12 protein-coding genes and 2 pseudogenes are annotated in these 16,487 nt (G+C 61.4%); 8 read left to right on the top strand and 6 right to left on the bottom strand.

What is annotated here, in order from left to right:
- A pseudogene (gene catA / locus CKJ85_RS06745) lies at positions 1–835 on the top strand (catechol 1,2-dioxygenase).
- A gap of 154 nt (positions 836–989) precedes the next feature.
- Positions 990–2,456, top strand: coding sequence for an FGGY-family carbohydrate kinase (locus tag CKJ85_RS06740; RefSeq protein WP_095553835.1), 1,467 nt, complete (start codon positions 990–992; stop codon positions 2,454–2,456).
- Between the two features lie 13 nt (positions 2,457–2,469).
- On the opposite strand, the gene CKJ85_RS06735 is transcribed toward CKJ85_RS06740, so the two are convergent.
- From CKJ85_RS06735 to CKJ85_RS06725, 3 genes are read right to left on the bottom strand one after another with little or no spacing between them, the layout of a single operon-like run.
- Complete coding sequence (locus tag CKJ85_RS06735; protein WP_095553834.1) at positions 2,470–2,934, bottom strand: ribose-5-phosphate isomerase; 465 nt, start codon at positions 2,932–2,934, stop codon at positions 2,470–2,472.
- Between the two features lie 12 nt (positions 2,935–2,946).
- Positions 2,947–4,623: a dihydroxyacetone kinase family protein gene (locus CKJ85_RS06730; protein ID WP_095553833.1), complete on the bottom strand. Its 1,677-nt coding sequence runs from the start codon at positions 4,621–4,623 to the stop codon at positions 2,947–2,949.
- Positions 4,624–4,629: 6 nt separating this feature from the next.
- Positions 4,630–5,715, bottom strand: a complete 1,086-nt coding sequence (locus CKJ85_RS06725; RefSeq protein ID WP_304441676.1) for an alcohol dehydrogenase catalytic domain-containing protein — start codon at positions 5,713–5,715, stop codon at positions 4,630–4,632.
- A 125-nt stretch (positions 5,716–5,840) separates the two neighbouring features.
- Between CKJ85_RS06725 and CKJ85_RS12370 the strand changes: the two are divergent.
- Together CKJ85_RS12370 and CKJ85_RS06720 are read left to right on the top strand one after the other, a co-directional pair.
- A pseudogene (locus CKJ85_RS12370) lies at positions 5,841–5,987 on the top strand (helix-turn-helix domain-containing protein); the annotation flags it as partial.
- Positions 5,988–6,023: 36 nt separating this feature from the next.
- Positions 6,024–6,761, top strand: a complete 738-nt coding sequence (locus CKJ85_RS06720) for a sugar-binding domain-containing protein (RefSeq protein WP_369801161.1) — start codon at positions 6,024–6,026, stop codon at positions 6,759–6,761.
- A gap of 42 nt (positions 6,762–6,803) precedes the next feature.
- On the opposite strand, the gene CKJ85_RS06715 is transcribed toward CKJ85_RS06720, so the two are convergent.
- The 3 genes from CKJ85_RS06715 to CKJ85_RS06705 form a co-directional block, all read right to left on the bottom strand.
- Positions 6,804–8,186, bottom strand: coding sequence for an RbtT/DalT/CsbX family MFS transporter (locus CKJ85_RS06715; RefSeq protein WP_095553831.1), 1,383 nt, complete (start codon positions 8,184–8,186; stop codon positions 6,804–6,806).
- Between the two features lie 132 nt (positions 8,187–8,318).
- The gene (gene xylB / locus CKJ85_RS06710) at positions 8,319–9,719 is read right to left on the bottom strand and encodes a xylulokinase (protein WP_095553830.1); all 1,401 of its coding nucleotides are present in this window, start codon (positions 9,717–9,719) and stop codon (positions 8,319–8,321) included.
- Between the two features lie 8 nt (positions 9,720–9,727).
- Entirely contained in the window at positions 9,728–10,540 is an 813-nt protein-coding gene (locus CKJ85_RS06705; protein WP_095553829.1) for a DeoR/GlpR family DNA-binding transcription regulator, read from the bottom strand.
- Positions 10,541–10,772: 232 nt separating this feature from the next.
- Here CKJ85_RS06705 and CKJ85_RS06700 point away from each other — a divergent pair, with 232 nt between their 5' ends.
- The 4 genes from CKJ85_RS06700 (at position 10,773) to CKJ85_RS06685 (ending at position 16,425) form a co-directional block, all read left to right on the top strand.
- Positions 10,773–12,086, top strand: coding sequence for an RbtT/DalT/CsbX family MFS transporter (locus CKJ85_RS06700; protein ID WP_369825030.1), 1,314 nt, complete (start codon positions 10,773–10,775; stop codon positions 12,084–12,086).
- 9 nt (positions 12,087–12,095) lie between these two features.
- Positions 12,096–13,604, top strand: a complete 1,509-nt coding sequence (locus tag CKJ85_RS06695) for a mannitol dehydrogenase family protein (protein ID WP_095553827.1) — start codon at positions 12,096–12,098, stop codon at positions 13,602–13,604.
- A 239-nt stretch (positions 13,605–13,843) separates the two neighbouring features.
- Positions 13,844–14,698, top strand: coding sequence for a DNA adenine methylase (locus CKJ85_RS12005; RefSeq protein WP_095553826.1), 855 nt, complete (start codon positions 13,844–13,846; stop codon positions 14,696–14,698).
- Positions 14,695–16,425 carry an ATP-dependent endonuclease gene (locus CKJ85_RS06685; RefSeq protein ID WP_095553825.1) on the top strand — a complete coding sequence of 577 codons (1,731 nt, stop codon included), beginning with the start codon at positions 14,695–14,697 and terminating at the stop codon, positions 16,423–16,425. The genes CKJ85_RS12005 and CKJ85_RS06685 overlap by 4 nt, the downstream gene beginning before the upstream one ends.
- Positions 16,426–16,487: the final 62 nt, after the last annotated feature.

Raw genomic sequence — 16,487 nt, 5'->3', positions numbered from 1 at the left:
CTGCCGCCCGAGGATCCGGCCGCGAAGGGTTCCGGTAACGCCGCTACCGCTACGTTCCAGAACCACATCTACAAGTCGGATACGTCCAAGGAGCGCGCCAACGAGATTTACACCGATCTGCTCAAGACGATTGCTGATGTCGCGCACAAGCACCAGGTGACCTATGACGAGTACCGCTTGCTCAAGGACTGGATGATCAAGGTCGGCGAGTACGGCGAGTGGCCGCTGTGGCTCGACGCGTTCGTTGAGCACGAGATCGAGGAGATCAACTACAACCGCCACGACTACACCGGCACCACTGGCTCGTTTGAGGGCCCGTACTACGTCTCGGATGCACCGGAACTGCCGTGGAAGACCACCATGCCGATGCGTGAGTCGGACAAGGAGTCTGAGCAGCTGATCTTCAAGGGCCAGGTCATCGACATCGACGGCAACGGCCTCGGTGGTGCGACCGTTGAGCTGTGGCACGTGGATGAGGAGGGCTACTACTCCCAGTACGCACCGGTGATTCCGGAGTGGGACCTGTGCGGCACCATCGTAACCAACGAGAACGGCGAGTACGAGATCACCACCGTAAAGCCTGCTCCGTACATGATTCCGCATGACGGCCCGACCGGCTAGTTCATCGCGTCCTACGGTGGTCACCCATGGCGTCCGGCTGCGCGTGAAGCAGCCTGGTTTCCGTGAGATCACCACCCAGCTGTACTTCCGTGGCGGCGACTACGTGGAAAACGATGAGGCGACTGCGGTGAAGCCGGAGCTGATTCTTGATCCGACCCCGGGCGAGTCCGGTCTGGACGAGGGCACCTACAACTTCGCACGGGACAAGAGCTAGTACGTCGACTTGAGCCGCGACATATGGGGAAAGACCCGTGTGCCGCGGTTTTGCCGTGCGTAGATCGATCTGAGTGTGTGCGATTGTCGGGAACTGGATTGTGGGAGTGACCCTGCGATAATGGGCAGAACCCTTCCGATCCAGAGGAGTGAGTATGAGCCAAGAAGCAGTCCTGGGGTTTGACGTCGGTACCTCGAGCTCGAAGGCGGTGCTCGTAGCGTCGGACGGCACCGTCCTGGCCAGCGAGACCTGCGAGCACGCGGTGTCGCGCACCCCGGACGGGATCGTGTCCATGGACGCGCGCATCTGGTTCAAGGAGTTCGGCTCCCTGGCCGCGAAGCTGCTGGGCAGCGTCGATGTGCACCTCGCCGGCATCGGGGTCTCCGGCATGGGCCCGTGCGTCGCGCTCACGGATTCCAGCGATGTCCCGGTTGCGGAGGCCGCGCTCTACGGCGTCGACGCGCGCGCGAGGACGGACATCCAGGAGCTGACCCAGCGGTTCGGCGCCGACTCGCTGCTTGAGGCCCGCGACTCGTGCCTGACCACCCAGGCGGCCGGCCCCAAGTTCGCGTGGTTCTACCGCCATTTCCCGCAGCTGCGGGAGCGGGAGTCGCTGTTCTATATGCCGGCGAGCTACGTCGTTAAGCAACTGACCGGCGAATACGTGCTTGACCGCCAGTCTGCCAGCCAGTGCACCCCGCTGTATGACCCGCAAACCCGCGAGTGGGACAAGGCGGTGTGGGCCGAAATCGCGCCGAACACGCTCCCGCCGACACTGCTGTGGAGTAGCGAGATCGCCGGCACCACCCGCGCCGACCTGGGAATTCCCGGCATCGAGGCCGGGGTGCCGGTCATCGCAGGGACTATCGACGCCTGGGCCGAGCAGGAATCAGTCGGCGCAGTCAACGCCGACGAACTGTTCCTGATGTACGGCACCACGCTCTTCCTCGTGGGCAACGCGGACCACCGCGTCCGCCACGCGTCTATGTGGGGGACGACGGGCACGCGCCCGGGCATCTACAACATGGCCGGGGGCCTGGCCACCTCCGGCTCGCTCACGGACTGGATGCGCCAGCTCACCGGCGAGACGGACTACAGCGTGCTGACCAAGGAGGCGGCGGCCGTGCCCGCGGGCTCAGAAGGCCTGCTGGTCCTGCCCTACTTCGAGGGCGAGCGCACGCCCATCCAGGACCCGGACGCGCGCGGCGTCATCGCGGGCCTGCGGCTGCACCACACCCGCGGGCACCTGTACCGCGCGGCGCTCGAGGGAACAGCGCTGGCGGTGCGCCACAACATCGAGGTGATGGAGCAGTCCGGCCTGCGCATTGACCGCATCGCCTGCGCCGGCGGCGGGCTCACCGCGGACCTGTGGCCGCAAATTGTCACCGACGTGACGGGGCGAGTGCAGACGCGCCGGAAGTACCACATTGGGGCGTCGCTAGGCGATGCCTTCATGGTCGCCCAAACCATCGGGATGGCGGACAGCATCGATGCGTGGAACCCGGTGAGCAAGGAGTTCGTGCCGTCCGCGGACTTCGACTTCGATGCGCTGTACCAGGACTACAAAAAGCTATACCCGAGCACGGCAGGCATCATGCACAACCTGGCGGCTCGGGGGTAGGGGCGAAGCCGGTTTAGCAGCCAGCCTCAAAGTCGGTAATGACCTGGACCTTCTTGGCGGACGGGGAATTGACGTCAAAGACGTAGCCGATCCACTCGCCCACCAGACGCTTCGCCAACTCAATACCCACAACGCGCTGCCCCATGCACAGCACCTGCGCGTTGTTGGACAGGATGGAGCGCTCCACGGAGAAGGAGTCGTGCGCGGTGACCGCACGGATTCCCTTGACCTTGTTGGCGGAGATTGCCACGCCAAGGCCGGTTCCGCAGATGAGCACCGCGCGGTCAGCATCGCCCTTCGCAATCCGCTCGCCGGCCTCGATAGCTACGGACGGGTACGGCGTGTGCTCGTCTTCGTTCACTCCGATGTCCGTCACAGACTCGACGCGCTCATCAGCCTCGAGGAGCTTCCTGATCTCCTCCTTGTACTGCAATCCAGCGTCGTCGCATCCGACGATCATGCGCAGCTTTTCTGTCATCGTTCGCTCCTATCAGTTTGCTTCTTGGGTGAATTCTTCAGCAAGACGCTGCGCGATCATGGAGAATGAGATCGCACCTGCGTCGGGGTGTCCAACGGACTTTTCGGCAAGGGGCGCGGCGCGGCCCTTGCGCGGCACCAGATCAGAGGTCGCCTCCGCGGCCTTCACCGCGACATCCGCAGCATCGCTGAATGACGATCCAGCGGCAAGCGCATCGCGGAACGGGATGAGTGCGTCAAGCAGCGTCTTGTCACCGACCTGCGCCCCGCCAAGCTGCTGGACCGTGTCTGCAAACGCGGCGACTCCTTCTGTCACGGTGGAGGTACCGGCGGCGGCCTCCAAACCAGCGCCCCACAGGACGCCAGACGTGCCTCCGGCTTCGAGAGCCCACGCAGCACCGGCGGTACGGAGCTGGTCCGACGAGGAAGGGGTGAAGCCGGCTTTTGCCACCAGCTTGTCCACCGCGTTCTGTGCCGCGGAAGTGCCGCGCACCATGCCGCGGCCGTGGTCGCCGTCACCGGCGATGGCGTCGATCTTGCCCAGGTGAGACTCCTGATCCTTCATCAGCTGGGCGACGATGCCGATGCCGCGCCGTACCTGCTCGGCCACCGCGACAGCATCGCCCTCCGGTTCGGTGAGCTCCACCTCAGCCTCATTGGTCGCGGTACTGACGGCAGTCGGATCGAGCGTCTTCAGCGGTGCGTGGCTCTTGCGGTAACCGCAGGCGTATGCCTCCGCGTGCCACGCTGCTTCAAGCTCATCGTCGAGCCACATGAGCGTCAGCGAGATTCCACCCATGTCCAGGCTGGTCACAAGCTCGCCCACCTCCGGCTCGACGATGGAAAAACCCGCGGCGCGAAGCTTGGCCGCGACCTTGCCGTACGTGAGGAACAACTCTTCGTACTTCGTCGCGCCCAACCCGTTGAGGATCACCGCGACGCGGTCAGACGCAGCGTCGCTCGGCTCAGCGTCGAGGACGTGGCTGACCAGCAGATCAGCGATCTCCTCAGCGTCTCCGATCGTTTCGTCCTTGATTCCCGGCTCGCCGTGAATGCCTAGACCGACTCCCATTTTTCCCTGTGGGACGTCGAAAAGCGGTTCAGTGGCGCCAGGCATCGTGCACCCGGAGAACGCCACACCCATCGTTCGGGTCATGTCGTTGGCGTGGCGGCCAATTCGCTCTACCTCGTCGAGGGACTTGCCGGCCGCGGCAGCTGCACTCATGGCCTTGAAAACAGTGAAGTCACCGGCGATACCGCGTCGGTCTTCGGGCGTGGAGGCAGAGGCGACGTCATCAGTGACAACGACAATGCGGGTATCAATCCCCTCTGCGTTGAGACGCTTGGCCGCGATGCCAAAGTTCATGTTGTCGCCTGCGTAATTGCCAAACGTAAGGATGACGCCCTTGCCTTGGTTCGCAGCCTTTGCCACGGAATAAACGTGCGCAGCAGACGGTGAGGTAAAGATGTTTCCCACCACAGCGCCGGATGCAAACCCCGGCCCAACTAGGCCTGCGAAGGCCGGGTAGTGGCCAGAGCCACCGCCCACGACCACCGCGACTTGAGGTTCCTTCGGCGGATGCGTGACAACTCCGCCAGTGACGCGCGTGAGCCGGTCTGAATACAGGTCAACAAACCCGTCGAGTTGGTCCTCCGAGAACTCGGCAGGGTCCAGGAAAAGCTTGGTCATTGGAACCTACTTCTGCGGCAGAATGGACACCTTCACCGATGCCCCGCTGGAGTCGCCGACCAGATCAAGCGCGTCCTGGAACTGTTCCAGGCCGAATTGGTCGGTGCAGATGTCGTCGAGTGGCAGCGTGCCAGACTCGATGAGCTTGATCGCGGCGGGCCAGGTGTGGGGGCCGAGGTGCGCGCCGTAGACGTCGAGCTCCTTGTCATCAGAGATGATCGACCAGTCCACGGAGGTCTCGGAGCCAAAGACGGAGTACTCCACAAAGCGGCCCAGCTTGCGCAGCATCTCCAGGCCCTGCACCACACCGGACGGGTGGCCGGTGGCCTCGATGTAGACATCGGCGCCGTAGCCGTCGGTAAGCTCCTTGACCTTCGCAACAGCGTCCTCGTTACGGATGTTGATGGTCAGGTCCGCACCGCAACGCTTCGCCAGCTCAAGCTTCTTGTCGTCCATATCCAGGGCGATGATGCGCAGCGGGTTCTTCTGGCGGGCACCTGCGATGACGCCGAGGCCAATCGGGCCTGCACCAGCGATGACCAGGGTGTCCTCGAACTGGAGCTGCGCGCGCTCAACAGCGTGCAGCGCGCACGAAAGCGGCTCTGTGAAGGCGGCGTGATGGGCCGGGATCTCATTGGAGATCTTATGCACGAGGCCTCGGGTTGGGATCAGCATGTATTCAGCCATGCCGCCGTCGAAGTTGCGGAAGCCGAACATGTCGTGGGGACCGCACATCCAGTACTCGCCACGGTTGCAGTAGCGGCACTCGCCACACGGAACGATCTGCTCGACGACCACGCGGTCACCAACCTCGACACCGTGGAAGTTCAGCCCCGACTCGGAGCCCTTGACCACAGTGCCGGTGATCTCGTGGCCAGAGATGACGTTTTCCTGGGCCCACTGCTCGCGTCCATCTCCGCCCCAGAACTTGGCGGCGCCGTGGTAGCACTTCAGATCCGATGCGCAGACGCCCACGGCCTCGACCTGAATCAGAATGTCGTCTTCCCCGAGGGTAGGCACCGGGCGGGTTTCCAACCGGTAGTCCTCCGGGCCGTGGCAGACCACGGCGCGCATTTCAGAAGGTAGGTTCATTGCGAGGCCTCTCATTTGAGATGAAAAAGTGTTGCAGATAACACACTATGACCTGCTTGAACGCATGTCAAGCACTTTTGTGCGTGCGCTTTCGCTGTGTCCGAAGACCCCATAGAATCCCAGGCATGGAAGACGCAGATGAGGGCAAACTCTATGAGGCGGCACGGCTCTACTACGAGGTTGGATTGGGGCAATCCCAGGTCGCGGCTGCATTAGGTGTCTCTCGCCCAACCGTGTCGCGCTTGCTGTCACGCGCCCGTGAAGCCGGAATTGTGCAGATCCGGGTGGTGCGTCCCAGCGCGACGACCATGACTCCACTGGCGCGCGAGCTGGCGGATGCGCTTGGGCTGCGTTGCGTCTACCTGGCTCCAGGTTCGCAGTCTCCCGCGTTTGATTACGGCATGGAGCCTGCGGTGCAGACTGCGCTGAAAGAGATGAACCTACGTCCGGGCGATTCCGTCGTGGTTGCGTCAGGAATGGCAACAGCGGGGATAGCAAACATGCAATGTAGCGGCCTGGATTACACCAAACTCGTCCCCGCGGTGGGAGGGGCCCACGAACCCGAGGTGTGGTACCAGACCAACGAAACGGTGCGACGCCTCGCCTTGAATTCCAACGCGGAATACACGGCGCTCTTCGCGGAGGCGATCCCGTCTGCGCCGGTGTTTGAAGCGCTGCAAAAAGACGAGTCTTTCCTGAATGTCCGAGCACAGTGGGAGCGAGCGCGTGGAGCCATCGTTGGCATTGGTTCCCGCACGACGGGCCGCGTGTCCATCTCTCAGGCCATTCCGAAGGATGCGCTCCCCTCGGCCGTCGGGGACGTGTGCCTCCACTTCTTTGATTCCCAGGGGCGCGAACTGAGCTTCCCAAACTCGGAACGCACGGTGCACATTTCGCGCGAGCAATTGATGGCCATCCCGGAGACACTGGGCTGCGCAGTCGGCCCCAAGAAAGTGGAAAGCATCATCGTGGCCGCCCGAGCGGGCTTCTTTAAAAAGCTAGTGACCGACGTGGCCACCGCAGAGTTGATCCTTCGCAGGATGTAGCGGTAACCAGTCGGCCACTATCGTGTGCAGGACTTCGCCCGGCTAGGCGGCATCGACTAGAGCGGCGTCCTTGCGCTTCAATTCTTTCCGGTACTCGGGGTCGTCCTGTCGCGTGCGCAGGCGTCCCACCAAGATGAAGGCGACGGCGTACAGTGCCACGAAAGCCCAGACAACGGCTGTGTTTTGTGCGTAGCTGCCGAGGTTGAACCAGCCGGTCACGTTGAGTACCACGGCGACTACAAGCGAACCAAGGAAGGTCGCGCCACCGGCGGCGGTAGTGTACATCGCCATGGCGCCGCCCTCCTGGCCAGGCGCGTTCGCGGCGACGATTGCTCCCATCGGGACAAACCCCGCCAAGAAGATGCCGTACGCGGTACCGGCAATGACGGCAAGGACGTAGCCGGAGGTGGAGCCGGGCTCAACCCAGTGCGGAACGTACCACCAGGCCAGGAGTGCAATGGACGAGGCCAAGATGCCAAAGTAGCGGACCGTGGACACCCAACCGTGCTTATCTCCAATAGCGCCGAACACTGCGTTGAACAGGATATTGCCGGCGTAGACGATCACCGTCATCATCAGCCAGCGGGATTGGCCCCATCCGAGCTCATCGGAGATCACGGCGGGGAGGATGATGAACATGCCGAACTGCGGTGCCGTGTTGATCATGCGGACAAGGAAGCCGTCGCGGACCTTGCTGTTGGACACTAGCAGCTGCAGGCCAGACATGAGTACCTCGGAATTGGACATGGCAGGCTCTGCGAGTCGGCGCAATCCTGTCTGGTCCCGGCACCCGAACCACGCGAGGGCTGTGCCGACGGCAGCGAGCGCGATGGACATGTAGAGGGCAGCAGTCTCACCGACAAAGCCACCCCCAAAGGCCGGAATAACACCGAAGGCGACCAGCGAGCCGAGCGTGGGGAGCCCGCCCGTGAACATGACGTAAAACCAGCCAATCGCCGTGCCCAGCTTTGATGGTCGGGCAAGGTGGTTGATCCAGACGAGGAACGCGAAGGCGAACAGGGGGAACCCGAAGCCGCGGATGAAGTACGTCAGGCCGACCAAGTGGAGGTTGCCGGTGCTGATAGCAAAAATGAATGCGAATTGGAAGACGATGAACACTGCCGCTCCGGCGAGCATGACTCGCTTCGGGCCGAAGAGGTCGGCCAGCGCACCGGACAAGTAACTCGCGACGAGAACGGTCAAGGAGTAGCCGGTGATAACCCAGGAGACCGTGGCTTCAGAGGTGTTCAGACCGGCGACGAGGTGGGGTGTGAGGAAGTTGGATTCCACACCCACCGCCGTCATGAAGAGTAGGACAGCTGGGAAGCCCCACTTAATTGGATCTGGAATGCCGGCCAGGTCCCATTTAGTGACTGGCCTCTCTTCGTGTTGTGTGGCTTCCACTGTCACTCCTTTGCAATGCATGTGATGCACGTAACTATGGGGTGGAAGTATAGGGCAGTCGGAAGTTCATGCACAAGCGTTTGTGACATTCGTTCACGCTTGGGGGTAGTCGGCAGGCCCGGAGGATACCGCCGACCTCATCCTCCGGCGCCTCTAGGACTCCTGGCCGAACTCGTCGAAGTGCTCGGTGGCGTCGCGAAGCGCTTCGTACTGCGCAACGGCCTGCTCGGAGTAGGTCCCCTCGTAGGTCTGTGCATCATGCACGCCCCATTGCGGCGGCTCCGCCTCGTCCGAGAGCGCCCACGCTGCCTGGCGGGCCGCGCCGAGCGCGACGAACTCGGACGCCTTGGGCACCACCACCGGGGCACCGAAGATGGTCGGGGCGATCTTTTGCACCGCCTCGCTCTTCGCGCCGCCGCCGATGAGCAGGACGCGCTCCGTGGTCACGCCGGTGGCGCGCTGCAGCGCCTCGATCGCGTCGCGCATGGAGCACAGCAGGCCCTCCACCACGGCGCGCGCGATGTCCTCGCGGCTGGTGGTTGTGGTGATGCCGTAGAACTGGCCCTTCGCGTTGGGCCGGTTCGGGGTGCGCTCGCCATCCAGGTACGGCAGGAGCGTCACACCGTGCGCGCCGGGCGTGCCTGCCAGCGCCAGCTCCGCCAGCTGTTGGTGGTCCACGCCCAGCATGGTCGCGGCGAAGTCCAGCACCTTCGCGCCGTTGAGGGTGCAGGCCAGCGGCAGGTAGTTGCCGGTGGCGTCGCAAAAGCCCGTCACGCCGCCGGTCTTGTCGTGCACGCTCTTGGTGGAGACCGCGCTGGCCACCCCTGAGGTGCCGATGGACACGCACACGTCGCCGGGCTCCAGGCTCATCCCCAGCGCGGCTGCCATGTTGTCGCCGGTGCCGGCCGCGACCTTGGCGCCGCTCGCGGTGGTGCCCACGATCTCGCTCGGCTCCGCAATCCGCGGCAGCGCCACCTGGGAGCCGAGGTACCGCTCCGCCAGCTCGGGGAGGAAGACGCGGTCGCGGGTGGAGTAGTAGCCGGTGCCGGAGGCGTCGCCGTGGTCCGTCGTCAAGCACTCGCGCCCGCCCAAATGCCAGGTGAGGTAGTCGTGCGGCAGGCAGACCGAGGCCGTGCGCTGGGCGTTGTCCGGCTCGTGGTCGCGCATCCAGCGCAGCTTCGTGCCGGTGAAGGATGCGACCAGCACGCTGCCCACCTTCTCGGCGGAGGCCCGGGGTCCGCCGAGCTCGTCGATAAGCGTGCGTGCCTGCGGCGCCGACGAGGTGTCGTTCCACAACATGGCCTTGCGCACCACCTGGTTGTCGCGGTCGAGCGCGACCATGCCGTGCTGCTGGCCGCCCACGGCCACGGCGTCGGCGCGCTCGAGCAGGCCCGCGGTGGCCTCGCGCATCGCGTCCAGCCAGGCGGTCGGATCCACCTGCGTGCCCGTGGGGTGGGCGGCGCGGCGCTGGTCGATGACCTCGCCCGAGGCGGCATCCACAAGCAGCGCCTTCGTCGACTGGGTGGACGAATCAATTCCGAGTACAAATGACATAGTGGCTCCTAGCTTGCGGTTGTGGTGGCGCGCGCGGGCTCGTCGGTGCGCACGACGTGGATCGTGGCGCCGGACTCCTCCAGGACGCGGTTGTGTTGGTCGGTGGTGTGTTGGTCAATGACGATGTCGTCGAAGGCAGAGAGCTTTGCGACGAAGTGCATCCCCTCCACCGCGAACTTGGAAGAATCCACCACGAGGACCTTGCGCTGGCCCAACCCGATGAGCGCCGTCTTGGTCACCGCGGCGTCCTCGTCCGGGTGGCAGAGCGCGTCGCCGTTGATGGCGGTGGTGGAGACAAAGGACATCGACGCGGTCAGCGTGTCCATCGCCCGGCACGTGGAGGCGCCGAGGAAGGAGTCGGTGGCGGCGACGTAGCGCCCGCCCAGCCCGGTGAGCACCAGGCCCTCCTGCGGGCGGGCGGTGGTGGCGATGTGGCTGAGCACCGACAACGAGTGGGTGATCAGGCCGGCCGGGTGGGCGTCCAGCGCCGCGTCGACCATCGCGCCGACGGTGGTCGAGTCGTCGAGGGCGATGACCATGCCGGGCTCAATGAGCGCCGCGGCCCGGGTGGCCAGCGCCTGCTTGACCTGCGTGTTGGTGGCGCGGCGGATGGCCACGTCGCGTTCGCGGAACTCGCCGTGTTTCAGGCGCGCGCCGCCGCGGAAGAGCTCCACCTTGCCCACCGAGGCCAGGGCCCGGAGGTCGCGGTGGACCGTCATCGAGCTCACGCCCAGCGTGTCGGCGAGGTCAACCGTCTTTGTGTCGCCCCGCAGGCGGAGCTCGTCCATTAGCGCCGCCTGGCGGAGTGTTTGTTGGCTCATGTGCGTACTTTCGTCCTGGGGTGGGTCCGCAGCTGCCACAAAATCTAACATTGGCGTGTTACGCAATGTTGCTTTCGGTGTGGCAATACCCCTGTGCGGGGGCGGATATTTACAAAATATTTCACAGGATGTTGCATTAAATGTGAAAGCGGTGCTACCTGTTGATCTAGGTCACACACATCCGCAGTCATGTGATCTACACCATTCACATTCTTACTGCAGGCTGGAGCAAATCTTGCAAACACAAGCAACACGGCCCAAAGACTGGGCCGATCGGCTTGGCTTCCCCCGACCGCTGCTGTGGGGCTTTGTTGGCCTCACCATCTTCATGATCGGCGACGGGGTAGAAACCAACATCCTGGAACCGTTCCTCTCCGGCGAGCACGGCTTCAACGTCTCCCTCGTGGGCACCCTGGTCACCGTGTACGGCGTGAGCGTGGCCATCGCCGCGTTCTCCGCCGCCGCCCTGTCGGACCTGTGGGGGCCGCGCAAGGTGATGATCATCGGCGCCGCCATCTGGGTAGTGCTGGAGGTGCTACTGCTTACCGTCGCACTGCCGATGAACAGCAAGTTCCTCATCTTCGCGCTGTATGGACTGCGCGGGTTCGGCTACCCGCTCTTCGCCTACGCCTTCCTGGTGTGGATCACCGCCGTCTCCGCGCCGGAGCACCGCGGCGCGGGCACCGGCTGGTTCTACGTCGGCTTCTCCGCGGGCCTGCCCACGCTGGGCGCGCTCGTGGCCACCGTCTCCATCGGCGTCTTCCACCTCTCCTTCTATCAGACGCTGTGGATTTCGCTGGCTCTCGTCGTTATTGGCGCGCTCATCGCGCTGCTGGGCGTGAAGGAAGCGCGCGGCCGCAAGCCGCTGGTGGAGAACCCGGACGACATCCGCGACACGCTTGGCGAGTCCTTCCGTCTCCTCGCCCGCGACAAGCGCGCCATCTACGTCGCCGTCATCCGCACCATCAACTCCATCCCCACCTACGCCATGGCGGTGTTCTTCCCGGCGTACTTCTCCGAGCGGCTGGACTGGCCGCTTGAGTGGTTCCTCATCATGACCACGGTGATCTACCTGGTCAACCTGCCGTTCAACCCGCTGTTTGGCATCGTCGGCGACAAGATCGGCTGGTCCAAGACCGTCGTCTGGGCCGGCGCCATCTCCTGCTGCATCGCGCTCGCGCTGGTGTACTTCGTCCCGATGCTCTCCGTGGACGCGGGCCTGCCCGACGGCGTCGGCTTCGCCCTCTCGCTGGTCGCGGCCTGCCTCCTCGGCGTGGCCCTGGCCGGGTTCGTCCCGCTCTCCCCCATCGCCGTCTCGCTCAACCCGGAGCGCCCCGGTGCCGCCATGGCCGCCTACAACTTGGGCGTCGGCGGGGCGGTCGCGGCCGGCCCGCTGCTGGTGGCCGTGTTCTACCCGCTCGTGGGCGCCACCGGCCTGATCCTCATCTTCTGCGCCCTGTTCCTCCTCGCCGCCTGGATGGGCACCCAGCTCAAGGGCACGCAGCCCGGTTTCGACGGCGTCCCCCACACCACCTCACTTGCTTAAGGAAGCACCATGACCATCCACCTCTCCAACGACACCCTGCAGCAGATCGCTGAAAGCACCGACGTCGCCGTCCCCACCTACGACCGCTCCGCCGTCACCCCCGGCATCGTCCACTTCGGCGTCGGCGGCTTCCACCGCGCCCACCAGGCTCTCTACCTGGACAAGCTCCTCTCCCAGGGCCTGAACACCGACTGGGGCATCGTCGGCATGGGCGTCATGCCTGGCGATTCCCGCATGCGCGACGCCCTGAAGTCCCAGGACTGCCTCTACACCGTCACCGAGAAGGCGCCGGACGGCTCGGAGCACGCGCGCGTGGTCGGCTCCATCATTGATTACGTCTTTGCGCCGGACGACCCGCAGGTGGCCGTCGATAAGCTTGCGGATGAGCAGATCAAGATCGTCTCGCTCACGGTCACCGAGGGCGGCTACAACTTCGACCACGTCCGCGGCGAGTTTGACCTGCACAACCCGCACATCGCGGCCGACATCGAGGCGCTGCAGGCAGGCGACTTCGCCTCCCTGACCACCTTCTACGGCCTGATCACCGCGGCGATACTCACCCGCAAGGAGCGCGGCACCCGCCCGTTCACCATCATGTCCTGCGACAACATCCAGGGCAACGGCCACATGGCGCAGCGCATGTTCCACGCCTTCGCCACCGCCGTCTCCCCGGGGCTCGCCGAGTGGATCGAGGACAACGTGACCTTCCCCAACTCCATGGTGGACCGCATCACCCCGGAGACGACGGACGGCGACCGCGCCGACATCACCCAGAAGTTCAGCTACGTCGACGAGTGGCCCGTGGTGTGCGAGGACTTTACCCAGTGGGTGCTGGAGGACAATTTCGTCGCCGGCCGCCCCGACTACGGCAAGGTGGGCGTTGAGCTTGTCCAAGATGTCGTGCCCTACGAGCTGATGAAGCTCCGCCTCCTCAACGCCTCCCACCAGGGCCTGTGCTACTTCGGCCACCTCGCCGGCCACGAGTTTGTCCACGATGTGATGGCGGACAAGCGCTTCCGCGACTTCCTGCTTGCCTACATGGAGCGCGAGGGCACCCCGTCGCTGCGGCCGCTGCCGGGCGTGGACCTGGACGCCTACCGCCACCAGCTCATCGCCCGCTTCGGCAACGCCGCGGTGAAGGACACCGTCGCGCGCCTGTGCGCGGAGTCCTCGGACCGTATCCCGAAGTGGCTGCTCCCGGTCGTGCGCGAGAACCTGGAATCCGGCGCGGCTCCCGTGACGCTGTCGGCCGCGATCGTTGCGTCCTGGGCCCGCTACGCCGAGGGTGTGGACGAGCAGGGCAACCCGATCAAGGTGGTCGACCGCATGGCGGATCGCCTGCAGGAAACCGCGCAGGGCACCCGCGAGGATGTCCTCGCCTTCCTGCGCGACCGCGAGGTCTTCGGCGACCTTGTCGACGACGAGCGTTTCACCGAGCCCTACGCCCGCGTGTTGAAGTCGCTCCACGAGGTTGGCGCTGAGGCGACGCTGGATGCGTTGCTGGCTGAGTTGGATTAGGCAGGGAATTTTGGGGGTTGGGGCCCTTGGGGCTTCGGGCCTTTGGGGCCTTGGGGAGTGACAGATTTCCCCGGGCCCTCGCTTGAGCCCTGGGAACCCCCAGGTGGGAGGGTCTAGTAGTTCCCTGTTGTCTGCAAGAATCGAAGCGTTGTCCAAGAATCTAGCGTAAGATGTAGCCATTAATCTAGTTGGAATTTGAAGTTGACGCCTGCATTTTGAGGACATGAGGTGGTTTAAGAGTGCCGATTACACACACACCACTGCGCTATCCGGGTGGAAAATCGCAGGTATATGAACAGATCGCTTCGATTCTCCGCGTTAACGAAATGTCGGATCGGACATATGTAGAGCCTTTCGCTGGTGGTGCGGGATTGGCACTCAAGTTTCTCTTCGAAGGAGATGTGCCTTCGATTATTTTGAATGATGTTGATCCCGCCATTGCGAATTTTTGGCGAACGGTACTTGCAGAGCCTGGTTACCTTTGTGATCGCCTATTTGATACGCCCGTCGACATGGAATCATGGGTTATGCAACGTGCTATCTATGAAGACGAGTCTAAGCAATGGACTCCAGAGCATGCGTTCGCAACCTTATTCCTTAACCGTACAAACCGCGCAGGAATTTTGCGTGGCGGGCCAGTTGGGGGGAAGTCGCAAAGTGGTGTGACGAAACTTGATGCGCGTCTGACGCCCACAACAATTGACAATCTGTGTAAAAAAATCGAAAAAATCTATCAACATCGTGAGCAAATCCAGGTATTTTCTGATGATGCCGGCATCTTGCTGGAGAAATTAAGGTTGGTATCGGATCAGCATTTTGTTTACGCTGACCCTCCGTACATTGGCAAAGGCTCCGCCCTTTACCACAATAGTTTCTCCCAAAAAGACCATTGTGTCTTTAGCAGGCAGATTGTAGACAGCGGATGCGCGTTTATCGTCTCTTACGACGAACACCCATTGGCCCGAGAAATCTATCGTGAATTGCGCATGCGCTACCTGACACTTCGCTACTCCTTGAACAGTAGGCAAAGCAAGAGGGAGTACCTCTTTTTTTCAAAAGATTTAAGAATTCCATCGGAATTGGAGAAAGCATGACTGAGACCTCGAATAGTGAAAACGCTAGTTCTGAACAAGCAACTCCAAATTCTAAAGAACCCTGGTCCGGACACGTTGAGTCAATAAAAATAGTTTCATACAGAAGCTTCACGGACATCGAGATCCCTTTTTCTCCCGGACTAAACATCATTAGTGGAGCTAACGGCATCGGGAAAAGCAGCATTTTATATTTGCTTAGCAATGCTTTTCAACGGCCAGTGGGTAGTCTGCCCTGGATGGAGGAGGTAGCACGGAATAAGCTATTGTCGGGATTCTCGAAAGTACTTAATCTTAAAGTCGAACAACTGATCCGAGACTCAAAATATAGCGACCCCTCGCTAGGTACTGTCGGCACGCTTTTTACTGTCCGTTATGAAGGCGGAAGGAGTTTGGATTTCAGAAGGCACAACTCCAAACAGGACGCGCGACATCGCCTTATTCCCTACTACAGTCAATCTAAGCCGTGGGGCCTTCCGTCGGTGCCTGCGATCTACTTAGGGCTTTCGAGGCTGTCAGCGCCAGGGGAAATTGATGATCAAATTAGGTTCAAGAAACGGCATGTTCTATCTGACGAGTCGATGGAAGAACTTAAGAAAGCGTACAGCCGTATTGCGAGACTAAAATTGCTGCAAACTGAGACGGGTTCGTGGGATGGGGGAAAGCTAGCAGGTAGTTTTGACACCACGACGGATGGTGTTGATTCAAACACAGTTTCAGCAGGCCAAGATAATGTATTCGTAATACTATATGCGTTTCAAGCTCTGAAAGAGTACGCGACGAAAACCGAGAAAAGTCCATCAGTTCTGTTAATTGATGAATTTGACGCAACATTGCATCCGGCGATGCAAATAGATCTCATGAGCAAGCTTCGTAAAGAGTCCAAAGATTGGAATATCAGAGTCTTCTTTACGTCACACAGCTTTAACGTGTTAGAGGAAGGCTTGCGTCATAAAGATAATATTCTGTACTTTAGGTCGCTTGCGAATGGAAGCGCAGAGTTGGAACAAGAGCCGTCGATGGCTAGTTTTAGAATGGATTTAAGTACTTTAACTAGAGAAGCTCTCCTAAGTAACAACGAGATTTTTGTACTGATGGAGGATGCTGAGGCGCGGACTGTATTCAATGAACTCGTTAGAATTCTGTCGCAGGTTGATCCAGGATTCACTCAAATTGCCGCCAAGTTGAGATTGGTGGAAGTTAACATGGGGGCATCTATTCTGAAGCAGTTGTTTGCTGTGAGAGACCTCTGGGCTGAAACGCCCGCCTTCGGTGTGCTTGACGGAGACCAAAGCAACTCAGCCAATAAATCAAATAAATTGATATTTCTTCCTGGGGGGGATTCGCCGGAGAAGTTTCTTGTAGAATACGGGAAAAAGATTAAGGAAGATGAGCGAAGCTTCTGGGATAGCCGTCAAATGCGTCACGAGGGCTATTCCTATAGCGTGTTTGAAAAAGTGGTTCTCGACTACCTATCGGATAATTTAAATAAACCCAAAGGTCGTGCGAAGCGTGAGGTCTATAAGCAGGTTTGGAAGAGATTTGAAAGTGGGTTTACTCGGCTAGCACGCGCTTGGGTTTCCGATTTGAGGAATCGGAAGGAAGTAATTGAGTTTTATAAGCAACTTGAAGTAATGCTGAAGAAGAATAATTCATTGATTGGTCTGGCTAGTGAAACGTGGGAATTTGACGAGTCATTGCTTGTCAACCTGCCGAATGAAGGATGTTGAGTCTGATTTAGAGTTGGCTGCAACCCAGATAGCGAAGATTGAGCATGTCAGTGATGAATTGC

The organism is Corynebacterium sp. NML 150383, from assembly GCF_002285085.1.
GTDB lineage: Bacteria > Actinomycetota > Actinomycetes > Mycobacteriales > Mycobacteriaceae > Corynebacterium > Corynebacterium gottingense.
Note: the sequence above shows the minus strand (reverse complement) of the source record. Positions and strands in the feature narration are given on the sequence as shown.

Bases quoted from the DNA above. Each gene is read 5' to 3' on its own strand.
- CKJ85_RS06705 (WP_095553829.1), bottom strand. From the start codon at position 10,540: ATGAGCCAACAAACACTCCGCCAGGCGGCGCTAATGGACGAGCTCCGC.
- xylB (WP_095553830.1), bottom strand. From the start codon at position 9,719: ATGTCATTTGTACTCGGAATTGATTCGTCCACCCAGTCGACGAAGGCG.
- CKJ85_RS06695 (WP_095553827.1), top strand. From the start codon at position 12,096: ATGACCATCCACCTCTCCAACGACACCCTGCAGCAGATCGCTGAAAGC.
- CKJ85_RS06715 (WP_095553831.1), bottom strand. From the start codon at position 8,186: ATGCATTGCAAAGGAGTGACAGTGGAAGCCACACAACACGAAGAGAGG.
- CKJ85_RS06730 (WP_095553833.1), bottom strand. From the start codon at position 4,623: ATGACCAAGCTTTTCCTGGACCCTGCCGAGTTCTCGGAGGACCAACTC.
- CKJ85_RS06725 (WP_304441676.1), bottom strand. From the start codon at position 5,715: ATGAACCTACCTTCTGAAATGCGCGCCGTGGTCTGCCACGGCCCGGAG.
- CKJ85_RS06720 (WP_369801161.1), top strand. From the start codon at position 6,024: ATGACTCCACTGGCGCGCGAGCTGGCGGATGCGCTTGGGCTGCGTTGC.
- CKJ85_RS06685 (WP_095553825.1), top strand. From the start codon at position 14,695: ATGACTGAGACCTCGAATAGTGAAAACGCTAGTTCTGAACAAGCAACT.
- CKJ85_RS06735 (WP_095553834.1), bottom strand. From the start codon at position 2,934: ATGACAGAAAAGCTGCGCATGATCGTCGGATGCGACGACGCTGGATTG.
- CKJ85_RS06740 (WP_095553835.1), top strand. From the start codon at position 990: ATGAGCCAAGAAGCAGTCCTGGGGTTTGACGTCGGTACCTCGAGCTCG.